This window comes from Geodermatophilus nigrescens (genome assembly GCF_900129495.1).
In the GTDB taxonomy this organism is placed as follows: domain Bacteria; phylum Actinomycetota; class Actinomycetes; order Mycobacteriales; family Geodermatophilaceae; genus Geodermatophilus; species Geodermatophilus nigrescens.
In genome coordinates, this window is sequence record NZ_FQVX01000002.1 from 1,163,803 (window position 1) to 1,186,381 (window position 22,579).

Below are 22,579 nucleotides of genomic sequence, written 5' to 3' on the forward strand. Positions count from 1 at the left end.
GGTGCCCCGTGGCCCTGCCCATCACCCTGTCCGAGATCGGCCCCCGCATCTCGGCCGGCGCGTTCATCCTCAACAGCGGCCTGGGCAAGCGCGCCGCCGACGAGCAGACCGCGGCCGGCCTGCACGGCTTCGCGTCCGGCACGTATCCCTTCCTCAAGGACGTCGAGCCGCGGCAGTTCGTGCAGGCCCTCTCGACGGCGGAGATCGCCGTCGGCGCCGCGCTGCTGACGCCGTTCGTGCCCACCGCACTGGCCGGCGCCGTCCTCACCGGGTTCGCCGGCGGGCTGCTCGGGCTCTACCTGCGCACGCCCGGCATGCGCAAGGAGGGCAGCCTCGCCCCCACCGAGCAGGGCCTGTCCATCGCCAAGGACGTCTGGCTGCTGGGCATCGGCGTCGGCCTGCTCACCCGCGGCACCGTCGACCGCAGCTCGCGGAAGATCTCGCGCGCCGGCAGGACGCTGGCCAAGGCGAACAAGCGGGTCGCCCGGGCCGAGCGCAAGGCGGAGCGGAAGGCCGAGCGCGCCGCCGCCTAGTCAGCCGCCGGGCAGGAACACCGTCCCCACCAGCCGGCGCCGCCGGCCCGCGCGGGGCGTGTTGTCCAGCCGGGCCCGCAGCACCGCCCGGACGTCGTCGAGCAGGCCGCTGAACTCCTCGTCGTCCAGCCACAGGCCGGTCATCCGGTAGCCGACGCCGTCCCGGGCGGGGTCCAGCCCGTCCGGGCCGGCGGCGTCGGCCCAGCGGTCGAAGTCGGCGAGCAGCGCGGCGACGAACGTCCCGAAGGCGCGGCGGTGCTCCTCGGGGGTCATGCCCGCCGCCTCGTCCGGGCCGACGGACGCCGCGGCGGTCACCAGCCGGTAGGTGCGCTCGGTGCTGCCGCGCACCCGGCGCTCCCCCACCACCTCGAGGACGCCCGCGTCCGCGAGCACGCCGACGTGCCGGTACAGCGTCGCCACCGGGACGTCGGGCAGCTCGGCGTGCAGGTTCCCGGTGGTCAGGGTGCGGTCCCCCAGCAGCGCCTGCACCACGCGCAGGCGGACGGGGTGCAGCAGCAGGTCGGCTGTTGCCACGCTCGACCTCTCTCATGATTGACAACGGTCTCACGGTCGAGAACGATGGTGCCATGGCGACGATCGAGACGACAGCGCGGACCCTGCGGATCACCCTCACCCCGGCCGAGAGGGTGCTCGGCCTGCTGCGCGACCTCGAGGTCCCGCTGACGGCGGTGCGCTCGGCCGAGGTCGTCCCCGACGGGCCGGCCGCCGCCCGCGGCCTGCGCGCCCCCGGCCTCGGCCTGCCCGGCCTGCGGAAGATCGGCACCTGGCGCCGGCGCGGGAAGCGGACGTTCGTCAGCGTCCGCCGCGGTCCCGCCGTGCGGCTCGGACTGGCCGGTCAGCGGTTCGACGCCGCGCTCGTCAGCGCGCCCGACCCCGCAGCGGTCGTCGCCGCGGTCCCGGGCGCGCGGACGTGACCGGGCGCGAGCTGCCGGTGACCGTGCCGGGTGAGCCGCCGCTCGCGGGCACCCTCACCCTCCCGGGCACCGCCGGTCCGGTCCCGGCGGTGCTGCTCGCGCCGGGCTCCGGCCCGCTCGACCGCGACTCCGACCACCGGCGGATGCGGTTCGGCGTCACCCGCGACCTGGCGCACGCCCTCGCCGCCGCGGGCCTCGCCTCGCTGCGCTACGACAAGCGGGGCGTCGGCGGCTCACCGGGCGACTGGCGGCGGGCCGGGTTCACGGACAACGCCGACGACCTGCTCCGCGCCCTGGACACGCTGGCCGCGCGGCCGGAGGTCGACGGCGACCGGATCGTCCTCGCCGGCCACAGCGAGGGCGCCCTGCTGGCCACCACGGCGGCCGGCACGGCAGGCGCTCGTGTCGCCGGCGTCGTCCTGCTCGCCGGGTCGGCCACCCCGGGCGACGCGCTGCTGCGCTGGCAGGCGCGGCAGATCGCGCCGACGCTGCCGGCGCCCGTGCGCGGGCTCCTGCGGTTGCTGCGGACCGACCTCGAGCGGAAGGTGGCGGCCAACCACGAGCGCATCCGGGCCACCACCGGCGACGTCGCCCGGGTCGGCGGCGTCCGCCTCAACGCGCGGTGGCACCGCGAGTTCCTGGCGTACGACCCCCGCGGCGACCTCTCCCGCATCCCCGTGCCGGTGCTCGCGGTGACCGGCGGGAAGGACCTTCAGGTGCCGGCCGCGGACCTCGACACCATCGCCGCGACGGTCGCGGGCCCGGTCACCACCCTGCGCCCGCCCGACCTCACCCACACGCTGCGGCGCCAGCCCGGCCCGGCCTCGCTGCGCGCCTACCGCCGCGAGCTGCGGCAGCCGGTGGACCGTGAGGTGCTCGACGCCGTCACCTCGTGGTGCCGCGCCGTCACCGGCCTCGTCCCGGCGGCCTGAGCACGACCTCCCGGACAGCACGGAGGGCCGGGCGCGCGTCCGCGCCCGACCCTCCGCCGCACTCCCCCGGCAGACGCCGGGAGTTCCTCAGTTGCCGCTGGCGAAGGCGGCGTCGAACGCGGCCGCCGGCGGGTCGAAGGCCAGGCGGCGGACGAACGCCAGCGCCTCCGGGGCGCCGACGAGGCGGTCCATGCCGGCGTCCTCCCACTCCACCGAGATCGGGCCGTCGTAGCCGATCGTGTTCAGCATCCGGAAGCAGGCCTCCCACGGGACGTCGCCGTGCCCGGTGGAGACGAAGTCCCAGCCGCGCCGCGGGTCGGCCCAGGGCAGGTGCGAGCCCATCCGGCCGTTGCGGCCGTTGCCGACCTGCTTCTTCGCGTCCTTGCAGTCGACGTGGTAGATCCGGTCCTTGAAGTCCCAGATGAACGACACCGGGTCGAGGTCCTGCCACACGAAGTGGGACGGGTCCCAGTTGAGGCCGAACGCCTCGCGGTGGCCGATGGCCTCCATCGTGCGGACCGTCGTCCAGTAGTCGTAGGCGATCTCCGACGGGTGCACCTCGTGGGCGAACCGGACGCCGACCTCGTCGAAGACGTCGAGGATCGGGTTCCACCGGTCGGCGAAATCCCGGTAGCCGTCCTCGATCATCGACTCGGGCACCGGCGGGAACATCGCCACGGTCTTCCAGATCTTCGACCCGGTGAACCCGACGACGGTCTTCACGCCGAGCTTCGCCGCCGCGCGGGCGGTCAGCTTCATCTCCTCGGCCGCCCGCTGCCGGACGCCCTCGGGCTCGCCGTCGCCCCAGACGCGGGCGTTGACCATGCCGCGGTGCCGCTCGTCGATCGGGTCGTCGCAGACGGCCTGGCCGTTGAGGTGGTTGGAGATGGCGAAGACCTGCAGGCCGTGCTTCTCCAGCAGCGCGAGGCGCTCGGCGACGTAGGAGTCGTCGTTGGCGGCGCGCTCGACGTCGAGGTGGTCGCCCCAGCAGGCGATCTCCAGGCCGTCGTAGCCCCACTCGGAGGCCAGCCGGCACATCTCCTCGAAGGGCAGGTCGGCCCACTGGCCGGTGAACAGGGTGATCGGGCGTGGCATGAGGGAGAACCTCTCTTCGTCAGGCGGGGACGGGGGTCCAGGTCGCGTCCGCGGCGGCGCTGCGCTCCACGGCGTCGAGGACGCGCTGGATCTGCAGGCCGTCGGCGAACGACGGCGTGGGGTCCTCGTCCTTGGCGATCGCGGTGAGCAGGTCGACGACCTGGTGGGTGAAGCCGTGCTCGTAGCCCAGCCCGTGCCCGGCCGGCCACCACGCGGCGACGTAGGGGTGCTCGGGCTCGGTGACGATGATCCGGCGGAAGCCGGCCCGCTCGGCGGGCTCGCTGCCGTCGAAGAACTCCAGGACGTTCATGTCCTCGAAGTCGAACGCCAGGCTGCCCTCGGACCCGTTGATCTCGATCCGGATGCCGTTCTTGCGGCCCAGGGCGAAGCGGGTGGCCTCGAAGGTGGCCAGCGCGCCGCCGGAGAAGCGGGCGAGGAAGACGGCGGCGTCGTCGACGGTCACCTGCCCCATGCCCTCGCCGGCGGTGCCGGACAGCGAGCCGGCGGAGGCGGCCAGCGGCCGCTCCTTGACGAACGTCTCCAGCAGCGCGCTCACGCCGGTGACGGTCTCGCCGGTGATGTACTGCGTCAGGTCGACGACGTGCGCGCCGATGTCGCCGAGCGCGCCGGAGCCGGCCTTGTCCTTCTCCAGCCGCCAGGACATCGGCGCCGACGGGTCGGCGATCCAGTCCTGCAGGTAGGCGGCGCGGACGTGCCGGATGCGGCCGAGGCGGCCCTCGGCGACCAGCCGGCGGGCCAGGCCGATCGCCGGCACGCGGCGGTAGGTGAAGCCGACCATCGAGCGGACGCCGCGGGCGGCGGCGCGCTGCGCGGCCTCGGCCATGGCCTCGGCCTCGGCGACGGTGTTGGCCAGCGGCTTCTCGCACAGGACGTGCTTGCCGGCCTCGAGCGCGGCGATCGCGATCTCGGCGTGCGTGTCGCCGGGGGTGCAGACGTCGACCAGGCCGACGTCCTCGCGCTCGACGACGCGGCGCCAGTCGGTCTCGGTCTGCGACCAGCCGAGCTTGCCGGCGGCCTCGGCCACGCGGCCGGCGTCGCGGCCGGCGAGCACCCGCAGGTCGGGGCGGATCGGCAGGTCGAAGAAGTGGGGGGCGGTGCGCCAGGCCTGCGAGTGCGCCGCGCCCATGAAGGCGTAGCCGATCAGGCCCACCCCGAGGGTCGGCCGGTCGGGCGGGGTCATCGGGTTCTCCTCGGGGAGTGGGGCGGGGCCGCCGTGGTCCGGCGGCCCCGCCCCGGGCGGCTCAGGACTCGAAGGCGGTGTCGATGTACTGGTCGACGTTGTCCGCGGTGACGACCGGCGCGTTCAGCACGATCTGCCGCGGGATCTCGATCTCGACCAGGTCGGAGAGGGCCTTGTCCTGCGCGATGAGGCGGGCCAGGCGGACGCCGTCGGCGGCCTGGGTCGACGGGTAGATGACCGTCGCCTGGAGGACGGAGTTGCCCTCCTGGATCGCCCGCATGGCGTTGGCCGAGCCGGCGCCGCCGACCATGAAGAACTCGTCGCGGCCGGCGCTCTCGATGGCGGCCAGGACGCCGACGCCCTGGTCGTCGTCGTGGTTCCAGATGGCGTCGATCTGCGGGGCGGCCTGGAGCAGGTTGGAGGCCGCCTCCTCGCCGCCCTCGACGGTGAAGTCGGCGGCGACGCGGTTGTCGACGTCGAGACCGCACTCGGCCAGCGCGTCGGCGAAGCCCTGGCTGCGGTCCTGGGTCAGCGGCAGGGAGTCGATGCCGGCGATCTCCGCGACGACGGCGTCGGGGTTGTCGCCGAGCTGCTCGCAGACGTAGGTGCCGGCCGAGACGCCCATGCCGTAGTTGTCACCGAGGACGGTGGTGCGGGCGGCGAACGGGCTGTCGAACTCGCGGTCGACGTTGATGACCGGGATGCCGGCCTCCATCGCCTGCAGCGCGACCGGGGTCATCGCCGCGCCGTCGAAGGGCAGCAGCACGATGGCGTCGACGCCGTCGTTGATGAAGGTCTCGACCTGGCTGATCTGCGTGCTGACGTCGTTGGTGCCCTCCGCGACCACCAGCTCGACGTCCTCGTAGCTCTCGGCCTCGGCGCGGGCGGCCTCGGTGATGCCGGCCATCCAGCCGTGGTCGGCGGCGGGCGCCGAGAAGCCGATGGTGACGGTGTCGCCGGCCTCGTCGTTGTCGCTGGCGGCCGTGTTGCCGCCACCGCCGCCGCCGCTACCGGAGTCCTCCGGGGTGTTGCTGGTGCAGCCGGCCACGAGGACGCCTGCGCTGAGCAGGGCGACCGTGGCGTAGGGCAGGCGGCGGAACGGACGCTGCCTCGTTGCAGACATGCTGTCTCCTCAGGTGTCGCCCCCTGTCCGGGAGCCGGGGTGGTCCGCCACCGGGCGGGCGCCCGGTGGGTGGTGCGGTCCGGCGCGCGGTCGCGCGCCGGGTGTCAGAGGGTCTTGCCGGGAGGCGCCGGGCGGGTGCCGCCCGGGCCGCCGTCGGTGGTGGTGCCGCCGGAGACGGCCCCCGACGGGGCGCCGGTCAGCACCGGCCCGCCGGCCTGTCCCCCGGACGACGGCCGGCGGAAGCTGAACCCGCCGGTGGCCAGCCGCTGCTGCAGCAGGACGGCGAGGACGATGATCACGCCGGTCGCCACGGCCTGCGCCGAGCTCGACAGGTTGTTGAGCGTGAAGATGTTGCCGAGGGTCTCGAAGACGAGGACGCCGATGACGGTCCCGACGATCGTCCCGCGCCCGCCGATCAGCAGCGTCCCGCCGATGACCACCGCGGCGATGGCGTCGAGCTCGTAGAGCGTGCCGTGCGTCGAGCTGCCGGTCGTGGTGCGCGCCATGAGCATCACGGCGGCGATGCCGCAGCAGACGCCCGACAGGACGTAGAGCTTCACCGTGTGCCGCTGCACCCGGATGCCGGCCAGACGGGCGGCCTCGGCGTTGCCGCCGACGGCGAAGGTGCGCCGGCCGAAGGTGGTCCGGTTGAGCAGCACCCACCCGGCGACCGCGACCAGGGCGAAGATGATCACCAGGGTCGGGATGCCGAGCACGTCGCCGGAGAAGAAGGCCAGGAAGTCGCTGTCCCGCACGATCTGGGTGCGCCGGTTCGCGATGATCTCCGCCAGGCCGCGGGCCCCGGTGAGCATCGCCAGCGTCGCGATGAACGCGGCGAGTTTCCCGTAGGCGATGACCAGGCCGTTGACCAGTCCCGCGACCCCGCCGACGACGACGGCCGTGAAGACCATGACGATCCAGTGGGTGTCCTCGGCCATCTGCTGGGTGGCCAGCGTGGTGGCCCAGATGGAGGACAGCGCCACCAGCGCGCCGACCGACAGGTCGATGCCGCCGCCGATGATCACGAACGTCATGCCGATGCTGACCACGCCGATGACCGAGGCCAGCCGCAGGATGGTCAGGACGTTGTCGACGCTGGCGAACCGGTCGCCGGCGGTGGCGACGCCGACGATGCAGAGGATGACCAGGGCGACGACCAGGCCGAGGTTGCGGCCGACCGGGCCGGCCAGCAGGCCACCGGAGCGGGCCCCCCGCGACCCGCCGGGGCCGTCGGCGTCGGACTTCCCGGTCCCCGCGGCCAGCGCGGTGCTGCCGCCGATGTCGCTGCTCATGCTCCGGTCCCTTCGTGCTGCGCCTGCGCGACGCCTGTCGTGTGGTGGAGTTCCGGCGCGACGCCGTGCGTGGTGGTCCCCTGCATGACCAGGTCGAGCACCCGGTGCTCGTCGAGCGCGGAGGCGGGCTCCTCGGCCATGACCCGGCCCTCGGCGACCACGAGCACGCGGTCGGCGAGGCCGAGGACCTCGGGGATCTCGCTGGAGACGACGACGACGGCGACGCCGCGGTCGGCGAGGTCGCGCACCAGCGCGTAGATCTCCGAGCGGGCACCGACGTCGACACCGCGGGTGGGCTCGTCGAGCAGCAGCACCCGGCAGTCGCGCAGCAGCCAGCGCGCGAGCACGACCTTCTGCTGGTTGCCGCCGGACAGCGTCCGCACCTCGCGGGTCTCGTCGCCCGGGCGCACGTCCAGCGACCGGACCTGCTCGCGGGCGGCGGTGCGCTCGGCGGCTCCGGAGAGGAAGCCGCCGCGGGCGAACCGGGCCAGGCTGGAGATGCTGATGTTGCGGGCGACGGACTCGCCGAGCAGCAGCGCCTGGCTCTTGCGCTCCTCGGGAGCCAGCCCGACACCCGCGGCCACCGCGGCGCCGACGTCGCCGCGCCGCAGCGACCGGCCGCCGACCCGGACGACGCCGCCGGTGGCGCGGCGGGCGCCGTAGACGGTCTCGAGGATCTCCGAGCGGCCCGAGCCCACGAGGCCGGCCAGGCCGACGATCTCGCCGGGCCGGACGGCGAAGGAGACGCCGGAGAAGGACCCGCGCAGGGCCAGGTCCTCGACCTCGAGCAGCGGCGCGGTGCCCGCCGCGACGGGGGTCGCCCGCTCGGGGAAGACGTACTCGATGTCGCGGCCGGTCATCAGCGTGATGACCTCGCGGGTCGGGGTCTCGCGGGCCGGCAGGCCGGTGGCGACGGTGCGCCCGTCCTTGATGACGGTGATCCGGTCGCCGATCTCGCGGATCTCCTCGAGGCGGTGGGAGATGTAGACGACGGCGACGCCGTCGGCGGTGAGGTCGCGGATGACGTCGAAGAGCCGCCCGACCTCCTCGTTGTCGAGCACCGCGGACGGCTCGTCCATGATGATCAGCCGCGCGTCCTGCGACAGCGCCCGCGCGATGCTGACCATCTGCTGTGAGGCGGCCGACAGCGAGCCGACCTCCGCGCCGGGCCGGATCTCGGGGTGGCCCAGACGGGTGAGCAGGGCCGCGGCCCGCCGGTTGATCTCACCGGGGAAGGTCAGCCCGAAGCGGGACTGCTCCCGGCCGAGGAAGACGTTGTCGGCGACGGTGAGCCCGGCGACGAGGTCGAGCTCCTGGTAGATCGTGGCGATGCCGAGCCTGAGCGCGGCCTGCGGGTTGCTCAGCGCCACCTGCTCGCCCTGCCAGGTGATCGTGCCCTCGTCGGGCTGGTGGGCACCGGCCAGGACCTTGATCAGCGTCGACTTGCCCGCGCCGTTCTGGCCGAGCAGGCAGTGCACCTCGCCGGCCCGCACGTCGAGGTCGACGCCGCCGAGGGCCCGGACGCCCGGGAAGGTCTTGACGATGCCCTGCATCTCCAGCAGCGGCGCACCGCGCAGCACTGCCTCCTGTGCCGGCGCCGTCACCGGGCGACCGCCCGGGTACCGCCGGCGGTCGGTCGTCGCATCCCGTGGAGCACGACGTCACCTCCCGACTTCTGCTCATCGTTGACCATTAGTCCGCTGAGGGCAGAACGTATGAGGCGGTTCACAGGTCGGTCAAGGTCCCGATCGGGCGGTTACCGAATCGCGATGAAATCGCCGCCGCGCGGGCGACGGGAGGGACGCCGGTGACGCGGGTGGCGACGCGGGTGGTGACGCGGGTGGGAGCGCCGGCTCAGCGGGCGAGTGCGCGGGTGAGGGCCTCGGACACCGAGTCGTCGTCGAGGTAGCCCTCGATGGCCATCAGCGCGGCGCCGACCCGGCCGGAGAGGTCGGGGGCGTCGCTGACGGTGATCTCCAGCGCGCGGGCGGCCAGCGGCATGGAGCGCGCGTAGACGGCCTCGCGGATGCCGGCCAGCAGCGGGACGCCGGCCCGCGCGACCCCGCCGGTCATGACGATCCGGTGCGGGTTGAAGAAGTTGACCAGCGCGGCGAGCACCGTGCCGATCGTGCGGCCGGCGCGGCGGACGAGCTCGAGCGCCTGCCCGTCGCCCAGCGCCGCGCGCTCGACGACCTCGCGCGTCGTGGTGACCGGGAGGCCGGCCGCCTGCGCGTCGCGCAGCAGGGCCATGCCGCCGGCGATCGCCTCGAGGCAGTTGAGCTGCCCGCAGCGGCACACCACCTCGGTGCCGTCGGCCGACGGGACGTGGATGTGCCCGATGTCGCCGGCGCTGCCCTGGGCGCCGCGGTAGACGCCGCCCTCGACGACGATCCCGCAGCCGATGCCGGTGCCGACCTTGACGACCAGCACGTCCTGGTCGGACCCGGCGACGCCCATCTCCCCCAGCGCCATCACGTTGACGTCGTTGTCGACGAACACGGGGCACTCGTAGCGGCCGAAGGCGCTCGGGATCGGGAAGTCGTGCCAGCCCGGCATGATCGGCGGGTGGGAGGGCCGGCCGGTCGAGAACTCCACCGGTCCGGGGACGCCGACGCCCACGGCGCACACGTCGGCCGGGGTGAGCCCCGCCTCGGCGAGCACCTCCTGGGCCAGCCGGTCGACCTCGGCGAGCACCGGCCGGGGCCCGTCGGCGATGTCGATCGGGTGACCGACGGTGGCCAGCACCTGCGCGGACAGGTCGGTGACCGCGACGTCGACGCTCGTGACGCCCAGGTCGACGGCGAGCACGCAGCCGGCGGCGCTGTTGAAGCGCAGCAGCGTGGGCGGTCGCCCGCCGGTGCTCCAGCCGCGCCCGCCCTCCTCGAGCAGGCCGGCGGCGATGAGCTGGTCGACGCGGGCGCTGACGGTGTTGCGGGCCGCGCCGGTCAGCGCGACGAGCTCGGCCCGGCTCCGCGCGCGGCCGGTGCGCACGTGGTGCAGCAGCGCGCCGGCCGAGGCGGAGGAGGTGGCCATGCGGTCATGGTGGCACGCCCCTCCCCCGGTCCCGGGCCTCCGGCGGCGCCGGTTCGCCCGGCCGGGTCGCGCGCGCCACGGCGTCGCGCAGCACGGCGGCCACCTCGCCGGGGTGGGTCTGCGGCGTCATGTGCGCCGCGCCGGGCACCTCGACGACCCGCCCGCGCGGCGCCGCGGCGGCCACCCGCGCGGCCCACGCGGCGTCGCACAGCCGGTCCCGGGTGCCGCGGACGACGGTCACCGGCGCGGTCACCGCGCGCAGCCGGCCGTCGATGCGGTCGGGGCTGCTCTCCCGCCACAGCGCGTGCATCGCCCGCGGCCCGGTGGTCAGCCACTGGGCGAGGATCAGCGGCACCTGCCACCAGGGCTCGCGCAGCGCCGTGCGCAGCCACGCGCCCGCCAGCACCGGCGCCCGCCGCAGCCGCGGGTCGGTCGAGGGGCCGAGCAGCACGACGGCGGCCACCCGCGGGTCGACGGCGGCCGCGGCGACCACCTGGCAGCCCTGGCTGTGGCCCACGAGGACGACCGGACCCTCGCCGAGGTGCGCCCGCAGCGCGGCGGCGAGGTCGTCGAGCGGCGGCACAGGTGCAGACCGCCCCATCCCGGGTAGGAGCACGACGTCGGCGGGCGACCGCCGGCGCAGCCGCGACCACGACCGCCGGTCCAGCCCGAGCCCCGGGACCAGCACGATCCGGGGGATGACGGCGGGCACCGGCCCGGTTGTACCGGGTGGGACCGGTGGCCGCGAGCGGACCGACCGGCGAACAGACCAGCAGGCCGGCGCGGCCGTGACGGGGATCACCGCCCCGACCGGCCCGCCACAGGACAGCGGAGCCCCCGACGGGAGAGGATCAGTCATCATGACGACATCACCTGCGCCCACCGCCCCCGGCAGCCCCTCGACCGGACGGCCGCGGGTGGTGATCGTCGGATCCGGCTTCGGTGGCCTGTTCGCCGCCAAGGCGCTGCGCAACGCCGACGTCGACGTCACCGTCATCGGCAAGACCAGCCACCACCTGTTCCAGCCGCTGCTCTACCAGGTGGCCACCGGGATCCTGTCCGAGGGCGAGATCGCGCCGGCCACCCGCGAGGTGCTGCGCCACCAGAAGAACGCTCGGGTGGTGCTCGGTGAGGTCGTGGACATCGACGTCGACGCGCGCACGGTCACCTCGACGATCCTCGGCCGCACCACGGTCCACCCCTACGACGAGCTCGTGGTCGCCGCCGGCGCCGGGCAGTCCTACTTCGGCAACGACCGCTTCGCCGAGTTCGCCCCCGGCATGAAGAGCGTCGACGACGCCCTCGAGCTGCGCGGCCGCATCTTCGGCGCCTTCGAGCTGGCCGAGCTCGCCACCGACCCGGCCGAGGTCGACCGGCTGATGACGTTCGTCGTCGTCGGCGCCGGCCCGACCGGCGTGGAGATGGCCGGCCAGATCGCCGAGCTCGCGCACCGCACGCTGCGCCGCGACTTCCGCAACATCGACCCGCAGCGGGCCCGCATCATCCTGCTCGACGGCGCGCCGCAGGTGCTGCCGCCGTTCGGGCCGAAGCTCGGCGAGAAGGCCCGCCGGCACCTCAACGAGATCGGCGTCGAGGTCCAGCTCGGCGCCCTGGTCACCGACCTCGACGCCGACGGCCTGACCGTCAAGGACTCCGACGGCCAGCTGCGCCGCATCAGCGCCGCCACCAAGGTGTGGGCCGCCGGCGTGCAGGCCTCCCCGCTCGGCCGGCTGCTCGGCGACGCCACCGGCGCCGAGGTCGACCGCGCCGGCCGCATCTCGGTGCAGCCGGACCTCACGCTGCCGGGCCACCCGGAGATCCACGTCGTCGGCGACATGGCCAACCACCCCGACAAGCTGCCCGGCGTCGCCCAGGTGGCCATCCAGGGCGGGCGCTACGCCGCCGACGCCATCAAGCGGCGGGTGACCGGCCGCGGGCCCAAGCCGCCGTTCAAGTACCACGACAAGGGCAACATGGCGACGATCTCGCGGTTCTCCGCGGTCGCCGACATCAAGAACATGAAGTTCGAGGGCTTCATCGCCTGGGTGATCTGGCTGGTGGTGCACCTCTTCTACATCATCGGCTTCAAGAGCCGGGTCACCACGGTGCTGCACTGGATGGTCAGCTTCCTGGGCCGCGGCCGCTCCCAGCGGGTGGCCACCCAGCAGCAGGTCTACGGGCGCCTCGCGCTGGAGAAGCTCGGTGAGGGGTTCGCGACGTCGAAGACCGGCGGGCCCAAGGACCACCCCCAGACCCCCGACGACGTCAACCCCGAGCAGCAGCACGACCTGGTCGGGCGCCGCACCGCCTGATCCGCACCGCCTGATCCGCACCGCCTGATCCGCACGACCTGATCCGCACGACCTGATCCACTCCGCCGACGCACGCCGGCCCCGGACCCCGTGGTCCGGGGCCGGCGTGCGTCCGGGCCACGAGCGGTGGGGGCACCGGCTCGCGCGGGCCGAGCCGGGGTGGGGGAGAGTGCGGGTGCCGGGGAGGAGTCCCGGCCGGACCCCCGCCCCTGCGAGGCACCCATGCCGACGACGTCCCGCGGCCGGAGCAGTGCCGAGAGCTCGCGCGCACCCCTGTGGGTGTGGCCGGCCACCGCCGGGCTGGTCGCCGCCGTGGCCGGGTGGTTGCTCGGCGAGGTCGAGCCGCGCTCCGGGCTCCTGGCCGGACTGTGGCCGAGCGACAGCAGCGCCGCCGGGTCGCTCCTGCAGGTGGTGGCCACCGGCGCGGTCACCATCACCACGCTCACGCTGAGCCTCACCGTCGTCGCGCTGCAGCTGGCGTCCTCGCAGTTCTCCCCCCGCCTGCTGCGGGACTTCGTCCGCGACCGGGTGACGAAGACGGTCCTCGCCGTGTTCGCCGCGACGTTCACCTTCGCCCTGGCCGGCCTCCGGGGGATCGACCAGGCCGAACCGGTGCCGACCCTCGTCTGCCTGGTCGCCGCGCTGCTGGGCCTGGCCTCCTTCGGTGCGCTGCTGGCCTTCGTCACGCACATCGCCCGCATGCTGCGGGTCGACTCGATGATGGTCCGCGTCCACGACGAGACCGACACGGCGATCCGGGTGTTCTACCGGGACTACGGCGACCGTTCCGCTCGCTCCCCCGACGAGCTGGACACGGGCCGGGCCCGCGGGACACCCGTCCGGGCGACCCGCAGCGGCTTCGTGCGCGTCACCGACGCCGAGCACGCGGTGCGCGCCGCCCAGGCGCAGGACGCCGTCGTGCGCATCGAGGTCCGCCCCGGCGACCACGTCGTCCAGGGGTCCCCGATCGCCACGGTGTGGGCGGCGGGAGGCACGGCGGCGGACCGCGTCGCCGACGCCGTCCGCGAGGCGGTGCACCTGTCCGCGGAGCGCACCATCGACCAGGACGCCGGCTTCGGGTTCCGCCAGCTGGAGGACATCGCGATCAAGGCCATGTCGCCGGCGGTCAACGACCCGACGACGGCCGCGACCGCCGTCGGCCACATGGCCGACCTGCTGGTGCGACTCACCGGACGCCACCTCGGCGCGACGCTGCACGAGGACGCCGAGGGCGTCGGCCGCGTCGTCGTCCCCGACCGGGACCTGCGCTACTACCTGGACCTCGCCTGCGGCCAGCTCCGCCGGTTCAGCGCCGGGGAGCCGACGGTGCTGGTCGCCCTCCTCCGGATGCTGCGCGACGTGGCCGTCGTCTGCCGGGACGACGAGCAGCGCACGGCGGTCGCCCGCGCCGCGGACGAGGTCTGCGGCCAGCTCGCCCACCAGCCGCTGGAGCAGGACGCCGACGGGGTCCGCGACCTGCGGATGCGGGTCGACCTCGCCCTGGCGGGCCGGCTCGAGGACGCCTTCGCCGACCGCGCGGGCGAGACCCGCTCGATCTGAGCGGTCAGTTCCCGAGCCAGGTGCCGAGCGCGGCGGTCACCAGGTCCGGCGTCACCACGTGACCGCCGGCGAACTCGTCGTAGGTGACGTCGTAGCCGGCGGCCGACAGCGCGTGCGACACCCGCCGGCCGCACCGCTCGACCGGCAGCACGCGGTCGGCGGTGCCGTGGGCGATCCACACCCGCGGCCGCCCCGTGCGGCCCGGCGGCGCCGCGAAGCCGGGCGAGAAGGCGAGCAGCGCCTCGAACAGGTCGCCGTTCGCCAGGCCCAGCGACAGCGCGTACGAGGCGCCGTCGGAGAACCCGCCCAGCGCCAGCCGGGACACCGGCAGCCGCCCGGCGACGGCGTCGAGCGCGGCGTCGAGGACGGCGACGTCGCGGCCGAGCCCGCCGGCGATCAGGTCCCAGGTGGTCGCCACCGAGGAGGTGGCGAGCACCGCCACCCCGCGAGCCGCGGCGACGTCCCCGACCGCGGCCAGCGACTGCACGGCGTCCCCGCCGGCGCCGTGGCAGAACACCAGCAGCGGGCGCGGCCCGGTGCCCTCGGGTAGCCGGACCAGCGCCTCGGCGTCCCCGCCGAGGTCGAGGCGGGTGACGCCGGCCGGCAGCGGCGGGCCGGCCGGACCGGCGCCGGGCCGGCTGTCGAGGCGGCCCTGCGCCGCGGGCCGCGTCACTCCGGGTGCCCCGGCGGGGGCACGTGCTCGTCCGGGCGCTCGAGGTGCAGCGGCTGCAGCGGCGTCGTGTCCTCGAGGTGGAGCAGGGCGTCGTACCGGTCGCCGGTCACCGTGGGCACGTAGTTGCCCCACCGCTCCCGCTCGGGCCGGTAGACGACGCCGATCGCCCGGTGCCCGAGCCGCCGGTCCAGCCAGGCCGGCCGGTCGCCGCGCGGGACCACGACCAGCGCGTCCCGGCCGACCTCCTCGTGCAACAGCGCCTCCAGGCTGCCCTCCCGCGCCGCGGGCACGGCCATCCGCTCCATCTGCGCGCCCCACTCCCGCCCGGCGACCACGCCGCCGCGGTGGCCGGCGAACCCGACCAGGACGACGTCCCCCGTGCCGTACCGCTCGCGCAGCAGCTGCCCGACGTTCGTCATGCCGGCGTCGGCCATGTCGGTGGCCCGCGCGTCGCCGACGTGCGTGTTGTGCTCCCAGACCACCGCCTTGGTGCCGGTGTGCCCGAGCAGCCGGTCGAGGGTGTCGGCCATGTGCTCGTCGCGGACGTTCCAGGACTCCGCCGAGCTGCCGACCATCGCCCGGTAGTAGCGCTCGGCGCCGACGACCACCGCGGCGTTCTGCTCGGCGGCGAAGCGGTCGTCGCGGTCGTCGGGGTCCCCGGGGCCGTCGTCGGCGGCGCGCCGCTCGCACAGCCGGCGGAGCAGCTCGACGACGGTCTCCTCGCAGGTGCTGGGCGCGAACCGGGTGGCGAAGGCGTACTCGGCGCCGTCCTCCCCGAACGGCTCGAAGCAGTGCAGCGCCCGCCGGGCGGCGGCCACGTGGCCGGGCTCGTGCTCCTCCAGCCAGGCCAGCAGCTCGTGCATGGAGTCCCACAGGCTGTAGACGTCGAGCCCGGCGAAGGCGACCCGCTCCGGCTCCGGGCGCCCGGCGTTGACCCCGCGCAGCCACCGGGTGAAGTCGACGACGTCGTCGTTGGCCCACATCCAGGTCGGCCACCGGTCGATGGCGTCCAGGGCGTCCCGCGGGTCGGCGGCCCCGCCCGGTCGCAGCCGCACGCTGCGGTCCACCCGGCGGCAGTCGGGCCAGTCGCCCTCGACGGCCACCAGCCCGAAGCCGCGCTCCTCCACCAGCCGGCGCGTGAGCGCCGACCGCCAGGCGTAGTACTCGTGCGTGCCGTGGCTGGCCTCGCCGACGGCCACGACGCGCGCGTCGCCGATCCGGTCGAGCAGCGGGTCCAGGTCGGCGGGGTCGCGCAGGGGCAGCGCGAGCCGCCGGACGTCGTCGGGGTCCATCAGGCCCTCCCGGCCGCCCCCTCGCGGACGACCCACTCCGCGACCGCCCGGCGGTCGCCCGTGCGCAGCCAGGTGCTCCGCTGCCGCGCCGCCGAGGTACCCCGCCCGAGCAGGTCCTGCACCAGGGCGGTGACCTCGTCCCACTCCCCGGCGTCGGCGAGGTCGGCCTCCAGCTCACCCAGCAGCCCCCCGACGGCGGCCCGGGCGTCGACCAGCTCGAGGCGCAGCGGGTCGAACAGCCGGCCGCCGAGGCCCTCCCGCGCCGCCCGCCACCGGGCCGCGCGCAGGTGCTCGGGCCGCACCTCGGGCACCGGCTCGCCCCGTTCGGCGCGGCCGGCGAGCACCCGCACCAGGGAGCGGACCAGCGCCGCGTGCAGCACCGCGTCGTCGACGGTGGTGCACACGTCGGCCAGCCGGAACTCGATCGTGGGCAGCCGGGCCGACGGGCGGACGTCCCAGTACAGGTGCGAGCCGTCGGCGACCACGCCGGAGGCGACCAGGCCGGCGAGCACGCGGCGGTAGCCGTCGGCGTCGCCGAGCGGCTCGGGGGCGCCGGCGTGCGGGAAGCGGGTCCACCACAGCGTCCGCCACGACTCGTAGCCGGTGTCGACGCCGTCGTGGAACGGCGAGCTGCCGGTCATCGCGAGCAGCAGGGGGACGTAGGGCCGGGCGCGGTCGAGGACGGCGACGGCGGTGTCGAGGTCGGGGACGCCGACGTGCACGTGGCAGCCGCAGATGTCCTGCTGGCGCGCGAGACCCGCCCAGCGGTCGACCATCGCCTCGTACCGCTCCCCCGGCGTCACCGGCATGGTGTGCCAGGAGTCCCAGGGGTGGGTGGAGGCCGGCAGCAGGACCAGCCCGTCACGGGCGGCGGCCGCGGCGGCCTGCGCGCGCCCGGCCACGAGGTCGGCGCGCACCTCGGCGAGCGTGGTGCACACGCCGCTCGCCGTCTCCAGCTGCGTGGTGGCGATCTCCGGGTGCACCAGCGGGCCGGCCTCCCCGGCCAGCGCCGCGGCCGCGGCACCCGGTCCCGGGGTCAGGTCGAAGGTGCCGGGGGCGACGAGGTGGAACTCCTCCTCGACGCCGAGGGTGCGCCCGACGGCGCGGTCGGGCGGGGACTGCTCGGGGGACACGCCGCTCCTGGGTGCCGTGGGTTCGCCGGGGAAGCCGACGCTACGGCCGCGCACCCGCCGCCGCGCGGTGATCGCTCACGGCGTAGCCGGGAGGGTGGCCCGCCGGCCCTCCGCAGGCGTCCACTGGTCGCTGTAACGGTGTAATCGACTCCAGGAGGTGCGCCGTGACCCGACCGGACACCGACGCGGCGCTGGACGCCTACTCGCAGGTGGTCACCGCGGTGGCCGCCGACCTCACCCCGCACGTCGCCGCGCTGCAGGTCACCGGGCCCGACGGGCGCTCGGGCGCGGGCTCCGCCGTCGTCGTCCCCGGCGACGGGCTGCTGCTCACCAACGCGCACGTCGTCGGCCGGGCCCGCGCCGGGCGGGCCGTGTTCGGCGACGGCTCCGAGACGCCGGTGGAGGTGGTGGGCACCGACCCGCTGTCGGACCTCGCCGTCGTCCGGGCCACCGCCGGGGCGCCCGAGCCGGTGGTGCTCGGCGACGCCGCGCGGCTGCGGGTCGGGCAGCTCGTCGTCGCCGTCGGCAACCCGCTGGGCCTGGCCGGCTCGGTGACCGCCGGCGTCGTCAGCGGCCTGGGCCGGTCGCTGCCCACGCGGGACGGGCGGACCGCCCGGGTGGTCGAGGACGTCATCCAGACCGACGCAGCGCTCAACCCCGGCAACTCCGGCGGCGCGCTCGCCGACTCCGCGAGCCGGGTGGTCGGCATCAACACCGCCGTCGCCGGGTGGGGGCTGGGCCTGGCCGTGCCGGTCAACGACACCACCCGCCGGATCATCGACACCCTCGTCCGGGACGGCCGGGTGCGGCGGGCCTACCTCGGCCTGGTCAGCAGCCCCGCGCCGCTGCCCGCGGAGCTGGCCGCGCGCACCGGCCGGCGGCGGGGGCTGCGCGTGGTCGACGTCGTCGCCGGGTCGCCGGCCGACCGGGCCGGGCTGCGGCCGGGCGACCTCGTGCTCGAGGCCGGGCGCGCGCCGGTGGCCGAGGCGCAGAGCCTGCAGCGGCTGCTGTTCGCCGAGGCCGTCGGGCAGCCACTGCCCGTGACGGTGTACCGACGCGGCGCGATGGTCGACGTCATCGCCGTGCCCACGGAGCTCACCGGCTGACCACCCGTGCGGGTGGGGTCTCCTCAGGAGCGCCCGATCAGGTGACGATGCTCCCCCCGTGACGGAGGGAGACCGGTGACCGGCGACCGCAGGAGCGGGCTGCGCCTGCTCGCGCTGCTGTACGGCTGCGCCGCCGCGATGTGCGCCCTCGGCGCGCTGTGGCCGATGGCCGCGCGCACCCCCGTCGCGCTGCTCGCCGTCCTCGCCGTCGCCGGCGGCCTGCTCGCCGCCGCGTTCGAGCTCGGCCGCGACCGCCTCCCCATGGCCGCCGTGCACGCCGGCCTCGCGCTGTTGGCCGCGCTCACCGCCCTGCTGGCCTGGCAGTCGGTGACCGCGGTCGGCGTCGTGGGACTCGGTCCCGCGCTCGTCGCCCTCGGCGTCCTCGCCGGCCACGTGCTCCCGGCCCCGCAGGCGCGGCTGCACGTCCTCGGCGCGGTCGCCGTGGTGTCGGCCGGCGCGCTGGCCGCGGTCCCGTCGGGCTTCCTCGCCCCGTGGCTGACCGCCGTCGTCACCACCGTCGTGCTCACCGAGGCCCAGGTGCGCCAGACCGGCGCGCTGCGGCGCACCGCGGGCACCGACCCGCTCACCGGCGTGGCCAACCGCCGGGCCTGGGAGGACGGCGCCGAGCGGCTGCTCGCGACCGCCGAGCGCGCCGGGGAGCCCGTCACCGTCGTGCTGCTCGACCTCGACGGCTTCAAGGCCGTCAACGACACCGCCGGGCACGCGGCCGGCGACGCGCTGCTGTGCTCGCTGGCCACGGCCTGGCGGCGGGAGCTGCGCCGCTCGGACCTGCTCGGGCGCCTCGGCGGCGACGAGTTCGCCCTCGTGCTGCCCGGCAGCGACGCCGCGGCCACCGCCGAGCTGCTGCTGCGCCTGCGCGCGGTCTCGACCGGCGCCTGGTCGGCCGGCACGGCGACCGCCCGCCCGGGCGACGGGCTGACCGCGCTGCTCGCCCGCGCCGACACCGCGCTCTACCGCGAGAAGGCCGCCCGCTCGCACCGCTCGCGCGTCGACTGACCCTGCGTACCGGCGCGCCCGGGTTCCGCGGACGGCGCGCACCGCCCCGTTCCCTCCCCGCCCGCCGCCGGAGGAGCCTGCCGGCACCACGGGGGGCGACCGGCGGGCGAGGAGGCGGACATGGCCTCGGTGGTGGTGTGCGGCGGGAGCGTCGTCGGGCTGTGCGCGGCGATGATGCTGGCCCGCGACGGGCACGAGGTGACGGTGCTGGAGGCCGACCCCGACGGCGCCCCGGCCACGCCGGCGGAGGCCTGGGCGGGCTGGCGGCGCCGTGGCGTGGCGCAGTTCCGGCAGCCGCACACGTTGCACGCCCGCTTCCGCGCCGTCGCCGACGAGCAGCTGCCGGGGCTCACCGGGCGGCTGCTGGACGCCGGCTGCGTCTGGGTGGACCGGCTGTCCGCGCTGCCTCCCTCGATCGCCGACCGCGCACCGCGGGACGGCGACGACCGGCTGCGGGGGGTCACCGGACGGCGGCCGGTCGTCGAGTCGGTGGTGGCGGCGGCCGCCGAGGAGACGGCGGGGGTGGAGATCCGTCGCGGGACCGGCGTCGCGGGCCTGCTGCCCGGCGCCCCGGCGCTGGCCGGCGTCCCGCACGCCGCCGGGGTCCGGACGACGGCGGGCGAGGACCTGCGGGCGGACCTCGTCGTCGACGCCACCGGCCGGCGGAGCCGCTCGGCCGGGTGGCTGGCCGAGCTGGGTGCCGTCCCGCCGCGCGTGCGGGCGCAGGACTCGGGCTTCGTCTACTACACCCGCTACCTGGCGGGCCCGGAGCCGCCGGCAGCGGTCGGCCCGCCGGTGTGCCCGCTGGGCAGCATCTCGCTGCTCACCCTCGTCGGCGACGCCGGCACCTGGTCGGTGACCGTCTACGGGGAGAGCGGCGACCGGCCGCTCCGGGCGCTGCGCGACCCCGCGACCTTCGACCGGGTCATCGCCGCGTGCCCCCTGCAGGCGCACTGGCTCGACGGGACCGCCCTGGACGGCGTGCTGGCGATGGGTGGCGGGCTGGACCGGCACCGCCGCTTCGTCGCCGACGGCCGCCCCGTGGTCACCGGCTTCGCCGCCGTCGGGGACGCCTGGGCCTGCACGAACCCCTCGGCCGGGCGCGGCCTGTCGGTCGGGATCCTGCACGCCGCGCTGCTGCGCGCCGCGGTCGCCGGCCACCTCGACCGGCCCGCCGACCTGGCGACCGCCTTCGCCGAGGCGAGCGAGCGGGACGCCGCCCCGTTCGTCGAGGAGCAGCTGGCCGAGGACCGCGTCCGCCTCGCGCAGATGGCCGCCGCGCGCGAGGGCCGCCCCGCGCCTCCCCCACCGCCGGAGACGACGGCCTTCCTCGGCGCGGCGATGCAGGACGCCGACCTCTTCCGGGCGATGGTCGAGTTCCGGCTGTGCATGGCGCCGCTGGCCGAGGTGCTCGCCCGTCCGGAGGTGCGGCAGCGCGTGGACGCGCTGGCCGCGGCCGGGCCGCGACCGCCCGCCGCCTTCCCGGGGCCCGACCGCGCCCGGCTGCTGGAACTGCTGGACGCCTGAGTCAGGAAGCCCGGGTCAGGGGCGCCGCCAGTCGTCGGAGGTCATGTGCGACCCGGCCATCGGGCCCATCTGCAGCATGCCGCCGTCGACGGCGTAGGACGCCCCGGTGACGTAGGAGGCCTGCGGCGAGGCGAGGAAGGCGACGACGGCGGCGACCTCGTGGGCGTACCCGGGCCGGCCGACCGGGACGCCGGGGCGCTCGTGGCCGGGCGAGGCCGGGTCCTCGTCCTCCTGGCCGGTCATCGGGGTGGCGATCTCGCCCGGCGCGACGGCGTTGACCGTGATGCCGTGCTCGGCCAGCTCGATCGCCGCCACGCGGGTGAGCAGGCCGAGGCCGCCCTTGGCCGCGCAGTAGGCGGCCGCGCCCACCCGTGGCTGGTGCTCGTGGACGCTGGTGATGTTGACGATCCGCCCGCCGCGGCCGGCGTCGACCATCCGCCGCGCGGCGCGCTGCAGGCAGAGGAACGCCGCGTCGAGGTCGGTGGCCAGCACCTCGCGCCAGGTCTCGTAGTCGGTGTCCAGGATGCGCGTCGAGTGGCCGGTGCCCGCGTCGTTGACCAGGACGTCGACGCCGCCGAGCGCCTCGGCCAGCTCGTCGACGACATCGGCGGCCTGCGGCAGCTGCGTGAGGTCGACGTGGCGGACCTCCGCGCGGCGGCCCGTGGAGCGCACCTCCTCGGCGGTGGCCTGCGCGTGCGCCTCGTCGCGGTACCAGGTGATCCCGACGTCGCACCCCTGCTCGGCCAGCGCGACCGCCACGGCCCGCCCGATGCCCGACTCCGACCCGGTGACGACCGCGACGCGGCCGGCTGACTCCGTCATGACCCCATGCTGGGCGCGGCCGCGCCGGCCCGCGACGCGGCGGCGCAGCGCGCGGCCACGCCGCGCACGTGCGCGGCGAACCCCGGCGGCGACAGCGCGGTGAACGGCGCCCCCGCCACGACCAGCGCGGCCGTCGCCCAGTCCAGGTCGTCGCCCTCGATCCGCACGCGGCAGGCGTCGCCGAGGTCCTCGGTGACGGTCGCCCAGCGGCCGATGCGCCCGCGCACCTGCTCCGCCGGGGCGGCCACCTCCGCCTCCACCACGTGCCGCGCCCACGCCTTGTCCAGCCGCTCCCGCACCCAGGCCGCCGCGTCCTCGGCCGGGAAGCGGCGGGGCGCGGCGCGGGAGCCGGTGCCGCGCGGGGCGTCGAGCCGGTCGAGCCGGAAGGTGCGCCAGTCGCCGCGGTCGAGGTCCCAGGCGACGAGGTACCAGCGGCGCCCCAGCGAGACCAGCCGGTGCGGCTCGACCAGCCGCTCCTCGCGCTCCCGGTCCGGCGGGGCGTAGCCGAACCCGAGCCGCTCGGTGTCGCGGCAGGCCAGCGCGACGGCGGTGAGCACGTCGGGGTCGACGGCGTCGGGGCTGCCCGGGGCCGGGGCGACGCCGGCCGGCACGGTCACCGCGCGCAGGGCCTCGACGCGGCCGCGCAGGCGCCCGGGCATCACCTGCACGAGCTTGGCCAGCACCCGCAGGGACGTCTCGGCCATGCCGGCGACCGGCCCCGCCGCGGCGGCCTGCAGCCCGACGGCCAGCGCGACCGCCTCGTCGTCGTCGAGCACCAGCGGCGGCAGCGCCGCGCCGCGGGCCAGCGCGTACCCGCCGTCGGTGCCGCGGGAGGCGTCGACCGGGTAGCCGAGCTCGCGGAGCCGCTCGACGTCGCGGCGCAGCGTGCGCACGGAGACGCCGAGCCGGGCGGCGAGGTCGGGGCCGGACCAGAAGCGGCGGGTCTGCAGCAGCGAGAGCAGGCGGAGCGTGCGGACGGCCGGGTCGCTCATG

General features: G+C 76.1%; 21 protein-coding genes. 8 read left to right on the plus strand and 13 right to left on the minus strand.

Features of this window, described 5'->3' with window-relative positions; translation table 11 throughout:
* Positions 1-8 precede the first annotated feature (8 nt).
* Entirely contained in the window at positions 9-533 is a 525-nt protein-coding gene (locus BUE37_RS13050) for a hypothetical protein (RefSeq protein WP_073420525.1), read from the plus strand.
* On the opposite strand, the gene BUE37_RS13055 is transcribed toward BUE37_RS13050, so the two are convergent.
* A complete protein-coding gene (locus tag BUE37_RS13055) occupies positions 534-1,067 on the minus strand; it encodes a helix-turn-helix domain-containing protein (RefSeq protein ID WP_073420526.1) in 534 nt (177 codons plus the stop codon). It lies immediately after the preceding gene.
* A 53-nt stretch (positions 1,068-1,120) separates the two neighbouring features.
* Here BUE37_RS13055 and BUE37_RS13060 point away from each other — a divergent pair, with 53 nt between their 5' ends.
* Both BUE37_RS13060 and BUE37_RS13065 read left to right on the plus strand, forming a co-directional pair.
* A complete protein-coding gene (locus BUE37_RS13060) occupies positions 1,121-1,468 on the plus strand; it encodes a hypothetical protein (RefSeq protein WP_073420527.1) in 348 nt (115 codons plus the stop codon).
* Positions 1,465-2,400: an alpha/beta hydrolase family protein gene (locus BUE37_RS13065; RefSeq protein ID WP_073420528.1), complete on the plus strand. Its 936-nt coding sequence runs from the start codon at positions 1,465-1,467 to the stop codon at positions 2,398-2,400. The genes BUE37_RS13060 and BUE37_RS13065 overlap by 4 nt, the downstream gene beginning before the upstream one ends.
* A gap of 87 nt (positions 2,401-2,487) precedes the next feature.
* Here the strand turns inward: BUE37_RS13065 and BUE37_RS13070 are convergent, their stop codons facing one another.
* The 7 genes from BUE37_RS13070 to BUE37_RS13100 form a co-directional block, all read right to left on the minus strand.
* Positions 2,488-3,495: a sugar phosphate isomerase/epimerase family protein gene (locus BUE37_RS13070; protein ID WP_073420529.1), complete on the minus strand. Its 1,008-nt coding sequence runs from the start codon at positions 3,493-3,495 to the stop codon at positions 2,488-2,490.
* A gap of 19 nt (positions 3,496-3,514) precedes the next feature.
* Entirely contained in the window at positions 3,515-4,696 is a 1,182-nt protein-coding gene (locus BUE37_RS13075; RefSeq protein WP_073420530.1) for a Gfo/Idh/MocA family protein, read from the minus strand.
* A gap of 61 nt (positions 4,697-4,757) precedes the next feature.
* Positions 4,758-5,819, minus strand: a complete 1,062-nt coding sequence (locus BUE37_RS13080; protein WP_073420531.1) for a substrate-binding domain-containing protein — start codon at positions 5,817-5,819, stop codon at positions 4,758-4,760.
* A 104-nt stretch (positions 5,820-5,923) separates the two neighbouring features.
* Complete coding sequence (locus tag BUE37_RS13085; protein ID WP_073420532.1) at positions 5,924-7,111, minus strand: ABC transporter permease; 1,188 nt, start codon at positions 7,109-7,111, stop codon at positions 5,924-5,926.
* A complete protein-coding gene (locus BUE37_RS13090) occupies positions 7,108-8,715 on the minus strand; it encodes a sugar ABC transporter ATP-binding protein (RefSeq protein WP_073420533.1) in 1,608 nt (535 codons plus the stop codon). The genes BUE37_RS13085 and BUE37_RS13090 overlap by 4 nt, the downstream gene beginning before the upstream one ends.
* A 250-nt stretch (positions 8,716-8,965) precedes the next feature.
* A complete protein-coding gene (locus tag BUE37_RS13095) occupies positions 8,966-10,144 on the minus strand; it encodes an ROK family protein (RefSeq protein ID WP_073420534.1) in 1,179 nt (392 codons plus the stop codon).
* 4 nt (positions 10,145-10,148) lie between these two features.
* A complete protein-coding gene (locus BUE37_RS13100; RefSeq protein WP_073420535.1) occupies positions 10,149-10,856 on the minus strand; it encodes an alpha/beta fold hydrolase in 708 nt (235 codons plus the stop codon).
* Positions 10,857-11,004: 148 nt separating this feature from the next.
* On the opposite strand from BUE37_RS13100, the gene BUE37_RS13105 reads away from it, so the two are divergent.
* Together BUE37_RS13105 and BUE37_RS13110 are read left to right on the plus strand one after the other, a co-directional pair.
* A complete protein-coding gene (locus tag BUE37_RS13105) occupies positions 11,005-12,456 on the plus strand; it encodes an NAD(P)/FAD-dependent oxidoreductase (protein ID WP_073420536.1) in 1,452 nt (483 codons plus the stop codon).
* Between the two features lie 222 nt (positions 12,457-12,678).
* Positions 12,679-14,016, plus strand: a complete 1,338-nt coding sequence (locus tag BUE37_RS13110; RefSeq protein ID WP_073420537.1) for a DUF2254 domain-containing protein — start codon at positions 12,679-12,681, stop codon at positions 14,014-14,016.
* A gap of 4 nt (positions 14,017-14,020) precedes the next feature.
* Here the strand turns inward: BUE37_RS13110 and BUE37_RS13115 are convergent, their stop codons facing one another.
* The 3 genes from BUE37_RS13115 to BUE37_RS13125 are packed head-to-tail and all read right to left on the minus strand — an operon-like array spanning position 14,021 to position 17,114.
* Positions 14,021-14,689 (minus strand): alpha/beta hydrolase, encoded by a 669-nt coding sequence (locus BUE37_RS13115; RefSeq protein ID WP_073420538.1) that lies wholly within the window; start codon positions 14,687-14,689, stop codon positions 14,021-14,023.
* On the minus strand, positions 14,686-15,981 hold the full coding sequence (locus BUE37_RS13120; protein WP_073420539.1) for an erythromycin esterase family protein: 1,296 nt from the start codon (positions 15,979-15,981) through the stop codon (positions 14,686-14,688). Before BUE37_RS13120 ends, BUE37_RS13115 begins: the two co-directional genes overlap by 4 nt.
* The gene (locus BUE37_RS13125) at positions 15,981-17,114 is read right to left on the minus strand and encodes a carboxylate-amine ligase (protein ID WP_073420540.1); all 1,134 of its coding nucleotides are present in this window, start codon (positions 17,112-17,114) and stop codon (positions 15,981-15,983) included. The genes BUE37_RS13120 and BUE37_RS13125 overlap by 1 nt, the downstream gene beginning before the upstream one ends.
* 164 nt (positions 17,115-17,278) lie before the next feature.
* On the opposite strand from BUE37_RS13125, the gene BUE37_RS13130 reads away from it, so the two are divergent.
* The 3 genes from BUE37_RS13130 to BUE37_RS13140 all read left to right on the plus strand — a co-directional run bounded on the left by BUE37_RS13130 (position 17,279) and on the right by BUE37_RS13140 (position 20,764).
* Entirely contained in the window at positions 17,279-18,220 is a 942-nt protein-coding gene (locus tag BUE37_RS13130; protein WP_073420541.1) for a S1C family serine protease, read from the plus strand.
* Between the two features lie 75 nt (positions 18,221-18,295).
* Positions 18,296-19,237 (plus strand): GGDEF domain-containing protein, encoded by a 942-nt coding sequence (locus tag BUE37_RS13135; protein WP_073420542.1) that lies wholly within the window; start codon positions 18,296-18,298, stop codon positions 19,235-19,237.
* A gap of 120 nt (positions 19,238-19,357) precedes the next feature.
* The gene (locus BUE37_RS13140) at positions 19,358-20,764 is read left to right on the plus strand and encodes an NAD(P)/FAD-dependent oxidoreductase (protein ID WP_073420543.1); all 1,407 of its coding nucleotides are present in this window, start codon (positions 19,358-19,360) and stop codon (positions 20,762-20,764) included.
* Between the two features lie 15 nt (positions 20,765-20,779).
* On the opposite strand, the gene BUE37_RS13145 is transcribed toward BUE37_RS13140, so the two are convergent.
* On the minus strand, positions 20,780-21,586 hold the full coding sequence (locus BUE37_RS13145; RefSeq protein ID WP_073420544.1) for an SDR family oxidoreductase: 807 nt from the start codon (positions 21,584-21,586) through the stop codon (positions 20,780-20,782).
* On the minus strand, positions 21,583-22,578 hold the full coding sequence (locus tag BUE37_RS13150) for a helix-turn-helix transcriptional regulator (RefSeq protein ID WP_073420545.1): 996 nt from the start codon (positions 22,576-22,578) through the stop codon (positions 21,583-21,585). Before BUE37_RS13150 ends, BUE37_RS13145 begins: the two co-directional genes overlap by 4 nt.
* Position 22,579 lies beyond the last annotated feature (1 nt).

What these genes read in the sequence shown, in the direction of transcription:
- BUE37_RS13080 (WP_073420531.1), bottom strand. Translation starts at nt 5,819, where the DNA reads ATGTCTGCAACGAGGCAGCGTCCGTTCCGCCGCCTGCCCTACGCCACG.
- BUE37_RS13140 (WP_073420543.1), top strand. Translation starts at nt 19,358, where the DNA reads ATGGCCTCGGTGGTGGTGTGCGGCGGGAGCGTCGTCGGGCTGTGCGCG.
- BUE37_RS13105 (WP_073420536.1), top strand. Translation starts at nt 11,005, where the DNA reads ATGACGACATCACCTGCGCCCACCGCCCCCGGCAGCCCCTCGACCGGA.
- BUE37_RS13075 (WP_073420530.1), bottom strand. Translation starts at nt 4,696, where the DNA reads ATGACCCCGCCCGACCGGCCGACCCTCGGGGTGGGCCTGATCGGCTAC.
- BUE37_RS13070 (WP_073420529.1), bottom strand. Translation starts at nt 3,495, where the DNA reads ATGCCACGCCCGATCACCCTGTTCACCGGCCAGTGGGCCGACCTGCCC.
- BUE37_RS13095 (WP_073420534.1), bottom strand. Translation starts at nt 10,144, where the DNA reads ATGGCCACCTCCTCCGCCTCGGCCGGCGCGCTGCTGCACCACGTGCGC.
- BUE37_RS13120 (WP_073420539.1), bottom strand. Translation starts at nt 15,981, where the DNA reads ATGGACCCCGACGACGTCCGGCGGCTCGCGCTGCCCCTGCGCGACCCC.
- BUE37_RS13110 (WP_073420537.1), top strand. Translation starts at nt 12,679, where the DNA reads ATGCCGACGACGTCCCGCGGCCGGAGCAGTGCCGAGAGCTCGCGCGCA.
- BUE37_RS13085 (WP_073420532.1), bottom strand. Translation starts at nt 7,111, where the DNA reads ATGAGCAGCGACATCGGCGGCAGCACCGCGCTGGCCGCGGGGACCGGG.
- BUE37_RS13060 (WP_073420527.1), top strand. Translation starts at nt 1,121, where the DNA reads ATGGCGACGATCGAGACGACAGCGCGGACCCTGCGGATCACCCTCACC.
- BUE37_RS13145 (WP_073420544.1), bottom strand. Translation starts at nt 21,586, where the DNA reads ATGACGGAGTCAGCCGGCCGCGTCGCGGTCGTCACCGGGTCGGAGTCG.
- BUE37_RS13150 (WP_073420545.1), bottom strand. Translation starts at nt 22,578, where the DNA reads ATGAGCGACCCGGCCGTCCGCACGCTCCGCCTGCTCTCGCTGCTGCAG.